The following is a 13631-nucleotide window of genomic DNA, read 5'->3' as shown; positions in this document are numbered from 1 at the left end:
CGCTCGGGTTCTGGGGCGCGCTGCGCGAGGTCTTCCCGGCCACGCGGGAGCAGAGGTGTTGGTTTCACAAGATCGCAGGCGTGCTCGGCGCCATGCCGCGCTCCGCCCACCCTGGGGCGAAGAAGGCGCTGGCCGAGATCTGGAACGCCGAGGACCGCCGTTACGCCCTCGACGCCGTCCGCGCCTTCGAGGCCACCTACGGGGCGAAGTTCGCCAAGGCGGTCTCCAAGATCACCGATGACCTCGACGAGCTGCTGGAGTTCTACGACTACCCGGCCGAGCACTGGCAGCACCTGCGCACCACCAACCCGATCGAGTCCACCTTCGCCACCGTCCGGCACCGCACGAAGATCACGAAGGGGCCGGGCTCCCGGGCGGCCGGGCTGGCGATGGCGTTCAAGCTGATCGAGGCTGCCCAGGACCGCTGGCGCGCGGTGAACGGCCCGCACCTGGTGGCACTCGTCCGCACCGGCGCCACGTTCACCGACGGCCAGCTCGTCGAACGACCCGACGACCACCACCAACCGGAAGCCGCCTAAAGATCTTCATCCACAGGTCTTGACGATTGCTCCGCGGAAGTATTGCCGTTTCATGCTTCTCCGTGCGAGATCGGAGCCAGGAACGGAATACCGCGCCCTGGTTTCCGGGACAAGCCCCGGGTGGGACCGGCTGCTCGGGCCGTGCTGGGAGACCCGGAACCGGTGGTGTCAGCCGGGTTCGCCGGTGAAGCGCCGGCGGCGGGCCAGGACGTCGGCGGCGGCCTCGGTCAAGGAGCGGTTGGCAGCCCAGGCGTGGGCACGGAGCCGGGTCAGGGCCTCGTCGACCCCGGTGTCGAGCTGGGCTGCGATCATGCCGCTGGCCTGGAAGATCCGGTCCTGCCCACCACCGAGTGGTTCGGGAGGCTGGTCGGCGGGGGTCCCGGCGCGGTGGTCGAGCAGGGTCCACAGTGCCGCCTCGGCGAACCCGAGCGCGTCACATATCTGGTCGGCGGTCAGGTTGCCGGGGCGGTACCGGCACAGCAGCAGCGTGCCGCAGCAGGCGGCGCCGGCCGGCAGCGGGAACGCGAACACCGCCCGCACCCCGTCCTCGGCGGCGGTGGCGGCGAACCCGGGCCACCGCGCCTGCGCGGCCGGCAGCCCCAGGTCGGGCCCGTGCGTGGCCCGCCCGGTACGCACGGTGTCCCAGCAGGGACCGGTACCGGTGGTCAACTGCAACTCCGCGACCCGGCCCGCGGCCGTGCCTGCTACGGCCAGGTGCACGAACTCGCCCCGGTGACCGAGCGCGGTCAGCGCGGCCCCGTCGACCGCGAGCGCGTCGACGCAGGCCCGCACCACCCGCTCAGCCGCCATCTGGCTACCTTCGTCGCTTTCTGGATATCTGAGAATAGAGCACGAACCACCGGGACGGACGGCAGTTGCGGGGTCAGCGGACGTCGGGTTCGGGGCGGGGCAGGTGTTCGCGGCCGGTGACCACGGCACGGGCGAGGTCGGTGAGACGGCGGTTGTGGTTGCGGGCGTGGGCGCGCAGCAGCCGGAACGCCTGTTCGGTGGTCAGCCCGAAGCGTTCGGCGAGCATCCCGGTGGCCTGTTCGATGACCACCCGGCTGGTCACCGCGGTCTGCAGCTGATCGATCAACCTGGCCTGGTCGGCGTGGTCACGGTGGTGCAGCAGCCCGATGGTGGCCACGTCGGTCAACGCCTGGGCGATGCGCACCGAGTCGGGGTCCAGCGCGGCGGGGTGCGGGCGAACAGGTTCAGCGCCCCGATGGCCCGGTCGTGGTGGCGCATCGGGAGCGCATAGGCCGCGGCGAACCCGGCCTGGCGGACGGCCGGGGCGAACCGGGGCCACCGGGCGTCGGCCGCGGTCAGGTCGGGGGCCAGCACCGGGGTGGCGGTGCGGTGGCAGTCCAGGCACGGGCCCTGCCCGGTGTCGAGCTGCTGTTGCTCGAGGCGCCGGACCTCGGTGCTGGTGGCGGCCATGATCTGCAGCCGGCCGCGGCGTCGACGTCGAGGACGTCCGCGCAGCGGTCGCAGAGCCGGATCAGGAACTCGACCAGGTCGAACCCGGCGACCAGGGTGTCGGCGACACTCGACGAACAACTCGGCCAGCTCACCGGCCCGCTCCGGCGGCCACCAGTGCTGTGGGGGCATGCACTACTCCCATGGTCAACGGGCACCGGCGACGGCCGAGCACGGTCCCCGGACAGCGGCGACGACGCGTCCTGCCGCCGCCGTGTCCGGATCACCTCGGGACGCGTCGGCTCAGGTGCGGTACTCGTCGCCGCCGGGGACCGCCCCAGCGGCGAGTCCCTGCGTGGACTCGACCACGCGCCCGACCAGGTCACGCTGGGTGGCCAGGGCCTGGTCGACCATCCTGCGCTGGGTGGCCAGCACCGTGGCGATCACGTCGAATCCGGCGTCGGACACTGCCCGAGCCGAGGCCGCTGCGGTCGACACATCGGACACCGATGGGCGCGCGTCGGTCCCGCCGGTGGTCGTCCGCGCAGTCGTGGCCGCCGAACGCAGCAGCGCGATCGGGGCGCGGGTGCACAGGTCGGTCCAGGCCTGCACCGCCCGAACGGCTCCCTGCCCGGTCCGTCGGGCGAGCTGATCGAGTTGGTCGACCGGCTCGGGGCCGTCCGCCTCGTCGGCCCCGTTCGTCGCCGGCGGCGCAGTCCCCGGGGGCATCTCGGTGACCGTCGGCTGCCCCACGGTTCGCTGGTCCGGTTGCTGCTCGGAGCGGGTCCTGGTGGCCATACGTCGTTCTCCCGTGTCTGGAATCGGCGCGCCCGCACACGCGGGCGCCGGTAGCGCCCGGTCATGTCACGCCCGTCCCGGGGTCTGGAGGCCCGACGTGTCACCGGGACCCCACCGTTGCCGTGCGGCCCCGCGGAGGTCAACCGACGACCGGCCCCTTCCCCGCCGCCGTCCGGGCGACCGCCGAACAGCGGGCATCCCGCCGGACGCGGCCGGGCCGAGAAGGGCGGCAGGCTCGACGCGCGTGGCCTGCTTCACTACGATGGACCACTCACGTCGGTGTCGCTCCAGTCCCCGGTGACCCCCACCCATCTGTTGGTGTGCGCGAGGGAGGCCGGGCCATGCACCCCACGGCATACCGGTGCCCCGGGACCAGGTCCCGGATCCCCGCCCGCGGCCGACCCTCACGCCCCGCCGCTGCGGACGCACCACCGTGATCGCGTAGGGAGGGCGCCACGACATGGCCACCGTCGCTGGGGAGCGGACGGCTGGCCTGCCCGGCCGGGGGTCGTCTCGGGGGACGGCCCCCGGCCCCCGGCACGACCGCTGCCGGTCGGGCGATCTCGTGGCCCTGGCCGGGCTCTCGGAGTTCAGCCCTTGACGTAGGAGAGCTTCTCGGCGATCCGCCCGTGGCGTACTCGGAGGACGTCGACGCCGCGGACGTGGCCCGGGCGCCCGGCGGCGTCGACCCAGTGATGGCGCCAGCGCACCACGGCGCGGTCGCCGGCGACGATCAGCTCCTCGGTCTCGAAGGTCCGCTCGTCCGAGTCGAACAGTTGCCGGAACAACGCACGGACCCCGGCGGCGCCCTCGTAGCGCTCACCGTCCGGCGGTGGTGTGCAGTCGATCAGGCCGTCGTCGGTGAACGCGGCCACGACGGCGTCGAGGTCGTGCCGGTTCACCGCGTCGTGGTACCGCTCGAGGGCGGACCGGACCTCGTCGGTCGTTGTCGCACCGTCGATGTCGCCGGGCCGGGCGTTGACGTGGTCGAGCATCGGAACCTCCAGCTGAAGCCTCCCGATCGGGAGGACGTGGACGACGACGTGGGATCACGACGTCGGGACAACGCTGACAGTCCGCACGGCCGGAGGAGAATGCCCGAACGACCGCCTGTCCTGCCCGAGCGTCCGCGGCCGCCGGGGCTCCCGGCAGACGGTGCCGGGGATCCCGGAGGTGCTCGATGGACGTGTTGTCCGATGTCCTGCTCGCCATCCACCTGACCGGTGCGGTGTTCTTCGACGTCGACGCCCGCTCCCCGTTCGCGACCGAGAGCCCCGGTGCCGACACGATCGGCGAGCGTGTGATGGGCACCGCGGACCGCGTGATCGGCTTCCACGTCGTCACCGACGGCACCTGCTGGGCCGAGACCGTCGAAGGGCCCGACCCGGCGGTCCGGCTGCAGGCCGGCGACATGGTGATCTTCGCGTCGGGGGCGGCGAACATCATGGCCTCCGCCCCCGGACTGCGCGCAGCGCCGGACGCGGCGCAGTACTACCGGCCCGTCGACCGTCTGCTGCCGTTCGCGCTCACGGCCGGCCGGGATGCCGGTGCGGCCCGGTGCCGCTTCGTCTGTGGCTTCCTCGGTTGCGACGCCCGGCCCTTCAACCCGCTGCTCGACGCGCTGCCGCGCATCGTCCGCGCCCCGGTGTCGGCGGCGAGCTGGCGCTGGGTCGTCCACCTGCTCGACGCGGCCGTGGAGGCGAGCGGGCACGGTGGCGCGGGCCGGGAGGCGATGCTCGCCAAGCTCGCCGAGCTGATGTTCGTCGACGCCCTGCGCGGCCACCTCGACCGGATGCCTCCGGAGGCGCGCAACTGGATCGCGGGACTGCGCGATCCCCAGGTGGGAGCGGCGCTCCGGCTCCTGCACGGGCGCCCCGCCGAACCGTGGACGCTCGACCGTCTCGCCCGCGAGGTCGCGATGTCCCGCTCGTCGTTCGCCGAGCGCTTCGCCGCGTACGCCGGTGTGCCGCCGATGCAGTACCTCGGACGCTGGCGACTGCAGCTCGCGGCACGGATGCTGACCGGGGACGCCGTCAGCGTCAGCCGAGCGGCCTCAGCCGTCGGCTACCGGTCCGAGGCGGCGTTCAGCCGCGCCTTCCGGCGCGAAGTGGGCGAGTCCCCCGGTGCCTGGCGGCGGGGTCATCGCGGTGCCCCATCCTCTTCGTGACCCGGCTCGCCGACCGGTCCCACGATCGCAGCGTGCGCAGCGAGGACTCGCCAGCCCACCGCGGCGTCGTGGGCCCACGCCCGGGTGTAGCGCAGTCGCGCCCCGAAGGGCTCACCGCCGAGGCTGCCCTCGAGCACCCCGTGGAACCAGGTGACCCCGCTGGACCCGTGCACCAGCACGCGTAGGTCCAGCTCCTCGCTCCGAGCGACCTTCTGGTGCCCACTGCGGTGGACGGCGAGGTCGTCGGCCTTGGTGGCGAGGGCGCCGTCCGGGCCGGTGAGGAGCGCGGCGTCGTCGACCAGCATGTCGATCGCGTCGAGGTCCGAGGCCAGCTGTGCAGCCTGGAGGCGCCGCTCGGCGGCGCGGAGGGAATCGGCGTCGGGCATGGAGGTGACCGTAGAGCCGGGAGCGGCTGCGCACGGCGGTGTTCGCTCAGCGCGGACCCTCGAAGCCGAGGCACGCTGCGCCCCCGGGTCCTCCCGGTACCGACGCCGGCTACTCGCGCAGGTGCCGGATCGTGAACGCTCCCCCGGACAGGCCGCCCGTCGAGGTGAGGAAGCCCTTCGCGTCGGTCGCGTCGATCGCGGTCGCCGACGGGGTGCTCATCGGCTTCCCGTCGACCGTCGCCCCGGTGAACCGCACCGAGCCGAACTCCGGGAACCCGCCCTGCTGGGCCTCCAGCGCAACCTCCGCCGAGACGTTCGCCCCGGGGTGGGTCCGGACCGCGCTGCGGCTCCAGCCCTGGGTGAGGTTCCGGATCGTCATCGTGTAGGAGTCACCACTGCGGACCACCTCGGCCGCGATCTCGTCACCGCCCTGTACGGGGGGCTCGTAGTAGACCGCCGGTTCCGGTGCGACCTCGTACCACGCGCGGGAGACCGGCGTGCCGCCCGAGCAGTCGGTCGCTACACCCGTCTGCTGGACGGTGCCGCTGCCGTAGCCGTCGAGCCCGACCCAGGGCGCGAACGCCGTGCTGCCCGCCGTACAGGTGACGACCGGCTGGGTCCACCGAGCCGACACCGACCGGAAGCCGGTGCCCGTCATGACATACCCGGACCAGTTCCCGCCGTCGACGGTGAACGGCTGCGGGGGCGGGTCCTGGGTCGGCGTCCCCGCAGCGTGGGCGGGGGCCGGCACCAGGAGCAGCACGGCCGCGGCGAGGAGCACGACTCCCCTCCGCGCCGATCCGGTGACGGCGCGGGACACGCGCATGAGCACCTCCGTCGGGCGTATCGGCTCCGGGTCGGACGCGTGATGCTACGTCGTTCGCCGACACCGGGAAGGCACTTCAGACCTGTCGATGCGGGCGAGGCAGGTACACCCTCGTGCCATGGCCGAGACCGAAGGCACCCGGACGTTCGCGGTAGCCGGCACGACCTACGACAGCTTCATGGGGCGCTACTCCGTACCGCTCGCAGCACTGTTCGCCGACGCGGCCGGGGTGACGACCGGCCGGCAGGCGGTGGACGTGGGCTGTGGCCCCGGCGCCCTCACGACGGTCCTGGTCGAACGCCTCGGCGCGGACGCGGTGCTGGCGTGCGACCCCTCGCCGTCCTTCGTCCAGGAGTGCTCGGCCCGGCTTCCGGGGGTCGCCGTCCGGGAGGGGCGGGCCGAGGAGCTGCCGTTCGCCGACGACGTGGCCGACCTGGCACTGGCCCAGCTCGTCCTACACTTCGTCAGCGACGCGCACCGCGCCGCACAGGAGATGGCCCGCGTCGTCCGGCCGGGTGGCACGGTCGCGGCATGTGTGTGGGACTTCGCGAACGGGATGTAGATGCTGCGCGCCTACTGGGACGCCGCAGCGACCGTCGACCCCGACGCCCCGGACGAGGCCCGCACGTTGCGTTTCGGGCGCGCCGGTGAGATCGCCACCCTCTTCGACGACGCGGGCCTGATACGTGTCGAGGAGAGCACCGTGCAGGTGAGCTCGACCTACGACACCTTCGACGAGCTCTGGCACGGGTTCCTCGCCGGAGTCGGTCCCGCCGGTGCCCATCTCGCGACCCTGTCCCGGGAGCAGTCCGAGCAGCTCCGCCAGGAACTCTGGCGCCGCGTCGGCGAACCGACCGGTTCGTTCACCCTCGGCGCCCTCGCCCGCTGCGCCGTGGCACACACCCCGGACCGGGCACACTGAGGCGTCTCGGCGCGAGCTCCGCCGCCCGGCACCGACGTCCGTGACCCCGTGATCACGTCGAGCCTCCGCTCTCCGCCTCGGCGTCACTGCTGCCGCAGCGCGGAGACCAGCGCCGCAACGTCCTCCGGGTGCAGCCGCTGCCTCGCCGTGTCGCCGGCATCGCCGGCGGCACGGAGCTGCTGCAGCTCGACCGCGTGGGCGTCGCGTTCCTGACGGACGCTCTCGAGGTCGGCGCGGATCCGGTCGAGCTCACTCCGGGTCGCGGCCGCGGTCGCGCGGGCCTCGGCCAGCTCCTCACGCACCGTCGCCGCCCCGGTGCGGGCCTGCTCGGCGTCGGCCCGCTGGTTCTCGACCTCGCGGCGCAGCGCCGTCGCGGTCTCGGTCAGGCCGGCGTGCTCGGAGCGCAGCTCGTCGTGACCGGTGCGCAGCCGGTCGAGTTCGGTGCGGGCATCGTCGCGGTCGCGTTCGTGCGCGGTGGCCTGCCGCTGGGCGGTGTCGCGGTCGTGTTCGGCAGCCCGGGCGGCGAGGACGGCCTGCTCGCGGTCGCGACGGGCCTGCTCGGCGTCGGCGCGGGCCGCGCGGGCGTCGTCGACGGCCTGGTCGCGGGCGGTGACGGCGTCGCCGGCCTGCTGCCGGGCCGCGCCCAGCGCCTCCGTCGCCTCCAGGGCCGCGACCGCGGACTCCTCGGCGCGGGTGACCGCCTCGGCCCGCTCGCGGCGGGCGTCCGCGGCGGCGGCCTCGGCCTCGCGGGCCCGGCGGACGGCCTCGTCCCGGGCGGCGTCGGCCTCCTGACGGGCCCGGTCGGCCTCCGCGGCCCGGGAGCGGGCCTGCTCGGTCGCGGTGACGGCCTCGTGTTCGACCTCGTCGAGGCGGCGCTGGACCGCCTCCAGGGCGGTGGCGAGTTCGCTCACCGGAGCGGCGACCGCGGCCACGTGCTCCCGCAGCCGGTCGGCGTCGAGCGCGAACCCTCCCCCACCGGCATCGAGCCCGAGCGCGCCGAGCGCCTCACGTTCGGTGCGTGCCATCTGCGCACACGTGCGCCCGCCCTCCCACCGGGTGTCCCGGCAGAAGGAGCGCGGACGCCCGCCCTGCGGGCCCGGCGGCGGGAGCTCGGCGCGGCAACGGCTGTATCCGCAGCGTACGGCGGTGTCGGACATGATCAGAACTGTATCAGTTGAGTAGTATTCAACGTAGTAACTGGTAACTGGTTGTCGTAACTGAACAACTAGCCAACAGAACCGTCGTTTCGTTGGTGCGTCGATGCCAGGACGCACGGAGGTCGACCGAGAACCGCTGCCGTCCTGTCTCAACGACAGTGACGCGGCTGCGCGGCCGAAGGCTGCAGCCAGCTGGGTCAACCGGGCGGGCAGGCCACACCCCCTCACCGGACCGCTGGGGCCGGTGCCTGGCGCAGCTTCGGTCGATCAGCCGTCGAGGGGCCCGTGTTCGCCCTTCGGGACCGACCAGGCGTGGACGTCGTTCCGGGCCCCGAACGGGCCACCCATGACGCTGAGGAGGACCTCCCGGTCGGCCCGGCACAGGAGCAGTCCGGCGCTGGTCACAGCGCGCACGGCGGAGGCCCTCTCAGCCCGGCCGGTCGAGTCGGTGTACGTAGGACAGCGGCGGATCGGCCGGGTTGTCCGGAGGAAGGTCGCCGAAGGCCACCCGGCGGAAGCCGACCCGCTCCAACGCCCGCCAGGACGCCCGGTTCGTCGCGACCACCGGAACGACGATCGCGGGCGCGTCCCGGTAACGCTTCCAGACGGCGTCGACGGCCGCGGCCAGGATCCGCGGACCGAGCCCACGCCCGGTGTGCTCCGGCCGCCCGACCAGGTAGTCGATCGTCACCGCACCGGGCGGGACCTCGTAGATCGGGGCGAGCTCGGCGACGTACTCCGGGTAGTCGTACCAGCGGCACCGTTGCAGCAGCCCGACCGGTGTCCCGCCGACCTCGGCCACGAGGTCCTCGGCGGGCTCCTCGCCGCGCATGGCCGGACCGAAGTCCCGCTCGACGGCCTCCGGCGAGGTGTCGTGGTGCCACCAGCGGTGCACGTGCGGCTCGGCCAGCCAGCTGCCCAGCATCGGCAGGTCATCCGGGCCGAGCGCGCGGAAGGTGATCGGTCCGTCCGGAACGGCGGATGCGCCGGGGCCGGTCACGTCGCGAGGCCGGCGGACAAGGGAAACCGCTGGTGGAGATGTCCGCTGCGAAATACCTCGACCCGCTCACGGCCTACCTGCGCACCCGGTCCGTGACCGCCACAGCAGCGACCCGGCACGTGGGGGCGCACGGCCGCGGGACGATCGTGGCACTGTCGAATCCCATGGCCGGAACACCAGCCGCTGTGGAGCCTGATGATCATGTGAGGGCCGTCCAGCGGCGGCGGGCGGCGAGGGAGACGTAGACCAGGGCGACCAGGACGGGGACCTCGATCAGTGGGCCGACCACCCGGGCCAGGGCCTGCCCGGAGGTGACCCCGAAGGTGGCGATGGCCACGGCGATGGCGAGCTCGAAGTTGTTGCCCGCCGCGGTGAACGCCAGCGTCGTCGTACGGGCGTACCCGAGCCCGATGGCTCGGCCGAGGGCGTAGGACCCGGCCCACATCAGCGCGAAGTAGATCAGTAGCGGGAGCGCGATCCGGGCGACGTCGAGCGGCTGGGAGGTGATCGCCCGGCCCTGGAGCGCGAACAGGATCACGATGGTGAACAGCAGCCCGTACAGGGCGAACGGCCCGACCCGGGGCAGGAACCGCGACTCGTACCAGTCCCGTCCGTGGGTGCGCTCCCCCAGCCGCCGGGACAGGTAGCCGGCCACGAGCGGGATGCCGAGGAACACCAGGACCGACCCGGCGATCTGCCAGGCAGACACGTCCAGGTCCGTGGTCGGCAGGCCCAGCCACCCGGGGAGCAGGTCGAGATAGAACCAGCCCAGGACGGCGAACGTGATCACTTGGAACACCGAGTTCAGCGCGACGAGGACGGCGGCGGCCTCCCGGTCCCCGCAGGCCAGGTCGTTCCAGATGATGACCATCGCGATACAGCGGGCAAGCCCGACGACGATCAGGCCGGTGCGGTACTCGGGCAGGTCGGGAAGCAGCAGCCAGGCGAGCGCGAACATCAGCGCGGGGCCGATCACCCAGTTCAGCACCAGGGAGGCGACCATCAGCCTGCGGTCACCGGTGACGGTGTCCAGGCGGTCGTAGCGGACCTTGGCCAGCACCGGGTACATCATCACCAGCAGGCCCAGGGCGATCGGCAGGGACACCCCGGACACCGACACGGCGTCGAGCGCCGACCCCAGCCCGGGGATCAGACGCCCGGCGAGCAGACCGATCGCCATCGCGGTAAGGATCCATACCGGCAGCAGCCGGTCCAAGGTGGACAGCCGCGCGACGACCGGCGCTTCGGCGCTCGCGTCGGGGCCGGGACTCACCGCGCGACCGCCGCGTCCCGGATGGCGGAGCCGGGGACCAGGACGGCCGACAAGCGAGCGAGCAGGTCCGGGCGGACGCGGTAGTAGACCCAGGTGCCCCGCCGCTCGCCCGAGATCAATCCCGCCTCGCGGAGGACCTTGAGATGGTGGGAGATGGTCGCGCCGGTCAGGTCGAACACGTCGGTCAGGTCGCAGACACACGCCTCCCCACCGGCGTGCGAGGCGATCAGCGACAACAGGCGCAGCCGCACCGGATCCCCCATCGCCTTGAACACCCGGGCCAGTTCGACCGAGTGCTCGGCCGACAGCGGCTCGGCCACCAGGGGTGAACAGCACGCGACCGCCTCGCTCAGGTCCACGACCACCCGATCCTGCTTCGACATGCGTCTAGCTTGACAGCCATCTAAGTACTAAGTAGCGGCGCAATCTCTGTATCGACCGCCATCTAAACAAGGAGTGGTCATGTCACGAGTCCAGCTCGCGCTCCGCGTCGCCGACCTCGAAGGCTCGATCGTCTTCTACCGGTCCCTGTTCGGGGTCGAACCGGCCAAGCGGCGACCCGGCTACGCGAACTTCGCCGTCACCGAGCCCCCGCTCAAGCTCGTCCTGCTCGAAGGCGAGGCCGACCGGCCCACCGTCATGGACCACCTCGGGGTGGAGGTCGAGACCACCGAGGAGGTCGACCAGGCCACCGAACGCCTCTCCGCGCTCGGCCTGTTCACCCGGACCGAGGACGACACGACCTGCTGCTATGCCCTGCAGGACAAGGTGTGGGTCCACGGCCCCGGCGCCGAACCCTGGGAGGTCTACACCGTCAAGGCCGACGCCCCCGAGGCCACCTCGATCCACTCCCCCAGCACTACGCCGGTGATCGACGCCGCCTGCGAGTGTGGATAGCCAGCCATCACTGCGGCCATCTCGATACATCGAGATCACGGCAGCTGCCGCCCGGGCTGGGCCGGGCACCCCGGTGGCAGGTTGTGCGGCGCCACTTTCCCCAGTTGAGGCGATGAGCCCCCGCCGAGCAGGGGTGGACACTCTCCACGCCCGGCGTAGCGAGCAGCAGGCGCAGGCCCGCGCCGCCCGCACCGACTCGAGGCGCACCGCCCCGAGGTGAGTGGACCTCGATTCCGTCCTGCCTGCGCCGACCGCGTCGTCGAGCGCGAGCGCTGTCGCGCCCAGACACACCGTCACCGGTGGCGCGATGCCCGAGCATCGGGCGCTCGCCGTGGAGTCGCGGGAGGTGCGATGGCCGACATCGTCGTCATGGGCGCAGGGATCTGTGGATCGGCTTCGGCGACACTCCTTGCCGAGGACGGACACGACGTCGTCGTGCTGGAGCGTGACCGGGCCGGCCTACCGCCGTCCGGCCCGGAGGCGTGGCGGGGCTGGTCGAGGCACGGTGTCGCCCAGTTCCGGGGCCCGCACTGGCTGCACCCCGGCGGCCGCGCGGTCCTCGACTCGCACCTGCCGCAGGTCAAGAACGCCCTCGCCGCAGAAGGTGCCCTCACCTACAACATGCTCGGACCCTTGCCACCGCCGATCGCCGGCAGCGGCCCGCAGCCCGGTGACGAACGGTTCACGACCCTCACGGCCCGCCGGCCGGTGCTCGAGCAGGCGGTGGCCGGTGTGGCGGAGAAGGTCGCCGACGTCCGACGTGGGGTGGCCGTCGCGGAGCTGCTCACCGGCCCGTCCGACATCGCGGGCGTCCCGCACGTCGCGGGAGTCCGGACTGCCACCGGCGAACGGATCACCGCGGACCTGGTCGTGGACGCCACCGGGCGCCGCTCGGTGTTGCCCGGCCGGCTCGACGCGATCGGCGCCCGCCCCGTGATCGAGGAGGCCGAGAGTTCCGGCTTCTTCTACTACAGCCGTTACTTCCACGAACCGGGCGGCCCTCCCCCGGCGCGGGCCGGGCTCGTCAGCCCGCTCGGGACCATCTCGTTGCTCTACCTGCCGGCCGACAACCAGACGTGGTCGGTCACCGTCCACATGTCCTCGCGGGACACGGCGATGCGCGAGGTCCGCCGCACGGACGTGTGGACGAACCTGGTCTCGTCCTGCCCGCTGCATGCGCACCTGCTCGAGGGCGAACCGATCACCGACGTCCTCGCGAACAGCGGCACCGTCGACCGCTACCGACGCTTCGTCGTCGACGGTCTCCCGGTCGCTACCGGCATCGTCGCCGTCGGCGACGCCTGGGCCTGCACGAACCCGTCGTCGGGTCGCGGCATGACGCTCGGCCTCCGGCACGCCGTCCGCCTGCGTGACGCCGTGCGCGCCGCGTCCGGCGCTCCCGGCCGTCTGGTCGAGATGTTCGACGCGACGACCGAGGCGGAACTGGTGCCCTGGTACCGGGCGACCCTGAGCGTCGACCGGGACCGGCAGGCCGAGATCGACGCACTCATCGACGGCCGGCCCGTCCCGCCGCCCGGTGATGAGACGGCATCGCGCTGGCGGGACCTGGCGGTGGCCATGGCCTACGACCCCGACCTGTTCCGTGGCTTCCTCGACACCATCGCCGTGCTCGATCTGCCGGAGACGGTCCTCGACCGCCCCGGTCTGTTCGACCGGGTCCGGACGATCGCCCGGAGCGAACCGCGCCTGCAGCTGCCGGGCCCGACACGAGAGGAGTTGCTGGAGCTGGTGGCATGACGCCGGCGGGGCACGCCGGTCGGCCGCGGGTCACACGAGAGCAGTGACCAGCACGGTGAACGCGGCGATGATGACGGCGACGCGGACGTAGTGGTAGCGGTCCCAGCGGTTCATCTGCTCCTTCCAGTCCTCGGGCAGGTTCTCGGCGGTCCACGTCCTGCCCCGGTTGTTGATCGGGACGAGTAGCAGGACCGACATGAGGACGCTCACGAGCAGCAGCGCGGCCGCGACGACGAGGAGCCCTGCGCCGGGGCGATGCCATCCGACGACGGCCCCGACCACGATCAGGATGAGCGAGCCGATGTACCAGAACGGCATCACGGCGCCGAGCATCCGGCCGCCGTGGGCGCGAGCGCGCACGGCGCTGTCACGGGGAAGGCCGGTGACGATCGGGTTGATGACGAAGGCGACGGAGAACTCCACACCCACCATCAGGCCGACGACCACGACGGTGAACACCTCGAGCGCGACGAGCACGGCGACCTCCAC

The 13631-nt window shown here is 72.7% G+C and carries 19 protein-coding genes; 6 read left to right on the top strand and 13 right to left on the bottom strand.

What is annotated here, in order from left to right; translation table 11 throughout:
• On the top strand, positions 1 to 539 hold a 539-nt coding region (locus BM093_RS18440), incomplete at its 5' end, for a transposase (RefSeq protein WP_177238557.1).
• Between the two features lie 168 nt (positions 540 to 707).
• On the opposite strand, the gene BM093_RS18435 is transcribed toward BM093_RS18440, so the two are convergent.
• The 5 genes from BM093_RS18435 to BM093_RS18420 form a co-directional block, all read right to left on the bottom strand.
• Entirely contained in the window at positions 708 to 1349 is a 642-nt protein-coding gene (locus BM093_RS18435) for an ANTAR domain-containing protein (protein ID WP_093345320.1), read from the bottom strand.
• Between the two features lie 73 nt (positions 1350 to 1422).
• Positions 1423 to 1713 carry an ANTAR domain-containing protein gene (locus BM093_RS37410; protein WP_245773611.1) on the bottom strand — a complete coding sequence of 97 codons (291 nt, stop codon included), beginning with the start codon at positions 1711 to 1713 and terminating at the stop codon, positions 1423 to 1425.
• A complete protein-coding gene (locus BM093_RS37405) occupies positions 1692 to 1979 on the bottom strand; it encodes a GAF domain-containing protein (RefSeq protein WP_245773610.1) in 288 nt (95 codons plus the stop codon). The genes BM093_RS37410 and BM093_RS37405 overlap by 22 nt, the downstream gene beginning before the upstream one ends.
• Before the next feature lie 282 nt (positions 1980 to 2261).
• A complete protein-coding gene (locus tag BM093_RS18425; RefSeq protein WP_093345315.1) occupies positions 2262 to 2756 on the bottom strand; it encodes a flagellar biosynthesis protein FlhF in 495 nt (164 codons plus the stop codon).
• A gap of 590 nt (positions 2757 to 3346) precedes the next feature.
• The gene (locus BM093_RS18420; protein WP_093345309.1) at positions 3347 to 3751 is read right to left on the bottom strand and encodes a nuclear transport factor 2 family protein; all 405 of its coding nucleotides are present in this window, start codon (positions 3749 to 3751) and stop codon (positions 3347 to 3349) included.
• A 185-nt stretch (positions 3752 to 3936) separates the two neighbouring features.
• Between BM093_RS18420 and BM093_RS18415 the strand changes: the two genes are divergently transcribed.
• Positions 3937 to 4923, top strand: a complete 987-nt coding sequence (locus tag BM093_RS18415; RefSeq protein WP_093345302.1) for an AraC family transcriptional regulator — start codon at positions 3937 to 3939, stop codon at positions 4921 to 4923.
• Here the strand turns inward: BM093_RS18415 and BM093_RS18410 are convergent.
• A complete protein-coding gene (locus tag BM093_RS18410; RefSeq protein WP_093345297.1) occupies positions 4896 to 5309 on the bottom strand; it encodes a nuclear transport factor 2 family protein in 414 nt (137 codons plus the stop codon). The two genes, BM093_RS18415 and BM093_RS18410, sit on opposite strands and share 28 nt — an antisense overlap.
• Positions 5310 to 5418: 109 nt before the next feature.
• The gene (locus BM093_RS18405) at positions 5419 to 6135 is read right to left on the bottom strand and encodes a G1 family glutamic endopeptidase (RefSeq protein WP_093345290.1); all 717 of its coding nucleotides are present in this window, start codon (positions 6133 to 6135) and stop codon (positions 5419 to 5421) included.
• Positions 6136 to 6253: 118 nt separating this feature from the next.
• Between BM093_RS18405 and BM093_RS36670 the strand changes: the two genes are divergently transcribed.
• Together BM093_RS36670 and BM093_RS36665 are read left to right on the top strand one after the other, a co-directional pair.
• Positions 6254 to 6697: a class I SAM-dependent methyltransferase gene (locus BM093_RS36670; protein ID WP_218162820.1), complete on the top strand. Its 444-nt coding sequence runs from the start codon at positions 6254 to 6256 to the stop codon at positions 6695 to 6697.
• Positions 6698 to 7057 carry a hypothetical protein gene (locus BM093_RS36665; protein ID WP_218162819.1) on the top strand — a complete coding sequence of 120 codons (360 nt, stop codon included), beginning with the start codon at positions 6698 to 6700 and terminating at the stop codon, positions 7055 to 7057.
• Positions 7058 to 7140: 83 nt separating this feature from the next.
• Here the strand turns inward: BM093_RS36665 and BM093_RS36040 are convergent, their stop codons facing one another.
• From BM093_RS36040 to BM093_RS18375, 5 genes are all read right to left on the bottom strand, one after another.
• A complete protein-coding gene (locus BM093_RS36040) occupies positions 7141 to 8214 on the bottom strand; it encodes a coiled-coil domain-containing protein (protein WP_177238556.1) in 1074 nt (357 codons plus the stop codon).
• Positions 8215 to 8481: 267 nt separating this feature from the next.
• On the bottom strand, positions 8482 to 8619 hold the full coding sequence (locus BM093_RS18390) for an NUDIX hydrolase (RefSeq protein WP_218162818.1): 138 nt from the start codon (positions 8617 to 8619) through the stop codon (positions 8482 to 8484).
• 22 nt (positions 8620 to 8641) lie between these two features.
• On the bottom strand, positions 8642 to 9214 hold the full coding sequence (locus tag BM093_RS18385; RefSeq protein ID WP_245773609.1) for a GNAT family N-acetyltransferase: 573 nt from the start codon (positions 9212 to 9214) through the stop codon (positions 8642 to 8644).
• 199 nt (positions 9215 to 9413) lie between these two features.
• Complete coding sequence (gene arsB / locus BM093_RS18380; protein WP_093345280.1) at positions 9414 to 10487, bottom strand: ACR3 family arsenite efflux transporter; 1074 nt, start codon at positions 10485 to 10487, stop codon at positions 9414 to 9416.
• Complete coding sequence (locus BM093_RS18375; RefSeq protein ID WP_093345275.1) at positions 10484 to 10870, bottom strand: ArsR/SmtB family transcription factor; 387 nt, start codon at positions 10868 to 10870, stop codon at positions 10484 to 10486. The genes arsB and BM093_RS18375 overlap by 4 nt, the downstream gene beginning before the upstream one ends.
• A 79-nt stretch (positions 10871 to 10949) precedes the next feature.
• On the opposite strand from BM093_RS18375, the gene BM093_RS18370 reads away from it, so the two are divergent.
• Together BM093_RS18370 and BM093_RS18365 are read left to right on the top strand one after the other, a co-directional pair.
• The gene (locus tag BM093_RS18370; RefSeq protein ID WP_093345271.1) at positions 10950 to 11384 is read left to right on the top strand and encodes an ArsI/CadI family heavy metal resistance metalloenzyme; all 435 of its coding nucleotides are present in this window, start codon (positions 10950 to 10952) and stop codon (positions 11382 to 11384) included.
• A gap of 351 nt (positions 11385 to 11735) precedes the next feature.
• Positions 11736 to 13142 (top strand): NAD(P)/FAD-dependent oxidoreductase, encoded by a 1407-nt coding sequence (locus BM093_RS18365; RefSeq protein ID WP_093345266.1) that lies wholly within the window; start codon positions 11736 to 11738, stop codon positions 13140 to 13142.
• 30 nt (positions 13143 to 13172) lie between these two features.
• Here the strand turns inward: BM093_RS18365 and BM093_RS18360 are convergent, their stop codons facing one another.
• Positions 13173 to 13631 (bottom strand): anthrone oxygenase family protein, encoded by a 459-nt coding sequence (locus BM093_RS18360; RefSeq protein ID WP_342743018.1) that lies wholly within the window; start codon positions 13629 to 13631, stop codon positions 13173 to 13175.

This window comes from Pseudonocardia ammonioxydans, assembly GCF_900115005.1.
In the GTDB taxonomy this organism is placed as follows: domain Bacteria; phylum Actinomycetota; class Actinomycetes; order Mycobacteriales; family Pseudonocardiaceae; genus Pseudonocardia; species Pseudonocardia ammonioxydans.
Note: the sequence above shows the minus strand (reverse complement) of the source record. Positions and strands in the feature narration are given on the sequence as shown.

Bases quoted from the DNA above. Each gene is read 5' to 3' on its own strand.
- BM093_RS18420 (WP_093345309.1), bottom strand. From the start codon at position 3,751: ATGCTCGACCACGTCAACGCCCGGCCCGGCGACATCGACGGTGCGACA.
- BM093_RS36040 (WP_177238556.1), bottom strand. From the start codon at position 8,214: ATGTCCGACACCGCCGTACGCTGCGGATACAGCCGTTGCCGCGCCGAG.
- BM093_RS18410 (WP_093345297.1), bottom strand. From the start codon at position 5,309: ATGCCCGACGCCGATTCCCTCCGCGCCGCCGAGCGGCGCCTCCAGGCT.
- BM093_RS18375 (WP_093345275.1), bottom strand. From the start codon at position 10,870: ATGTCGAAGCAGGATCGGGTGGTCGTGGACCTGAGCGAGGCGGTCGCG.
- BM093_RS18370 (WP_093345271.1), top strand. From the start codon at position 10,950: ATGTCACGAGTCCAGCTCGCGCTCCGCGTCGCCGACCTCGAAGGCTCG.
- BM093_RS18425 (WP_093345315.1), bottom strand. From the start codon at position 2,756: ATGGCCACCAGGACCCGCTCCGAGCAGCAACCGGACCAGCGAACCGTG.
- BM093_RS36665 (WP_218162819.1), top strand. From the start codon at position 6,698: ATGCTGCGCGCCTACTGGGACGCCGCAGCGACCGTCGACCCCGACGCC.
- BM093_RS18415 (WP_093345302.1), top strand. From the start codon at position 3,937: ATGGACGTGTTGTCCGATGTCCTGCTCGCCATCCACCTGACCGGTGCG.
- BM093_RS37405 (WP_245773610.1), bottom strand. From the start codon at position 1,979: ATGGCCGCCACCAGCACCGAGGTCCGGCGCCTCGAGCAACAGCAGCTC.
- BM093_RS18365 (WP_093345266.1), top strand. From the start codon at position 11,736: ATGGCCGACATCGTCGTCATGGGCGCAGGGATCTGTGGATCGGCTTCG.
- BM093_RS18405 (WP_093345290.1), bottom strand. From the start codon at position 6,135: ATGCGCGTGTCCCGCGCCGTCACCGGATCGGCGCGGAGGGGAGTCGTG.
- BM093_RS18435 (WP_093345320.1), bottom strand. From the start codon at position 1,349: ATGGCGGCTGAGCGGGTGGTGCGGGCCTGCGTCGACGCGCTCGCGGTC.
- BM093_RS36670 (WP_218162820.1), top strand. From the start codon at position 6,254: ATGGCCGAGACCGAAGGCACCCGGACGTTCGCGGTAGCCGGCACGACC.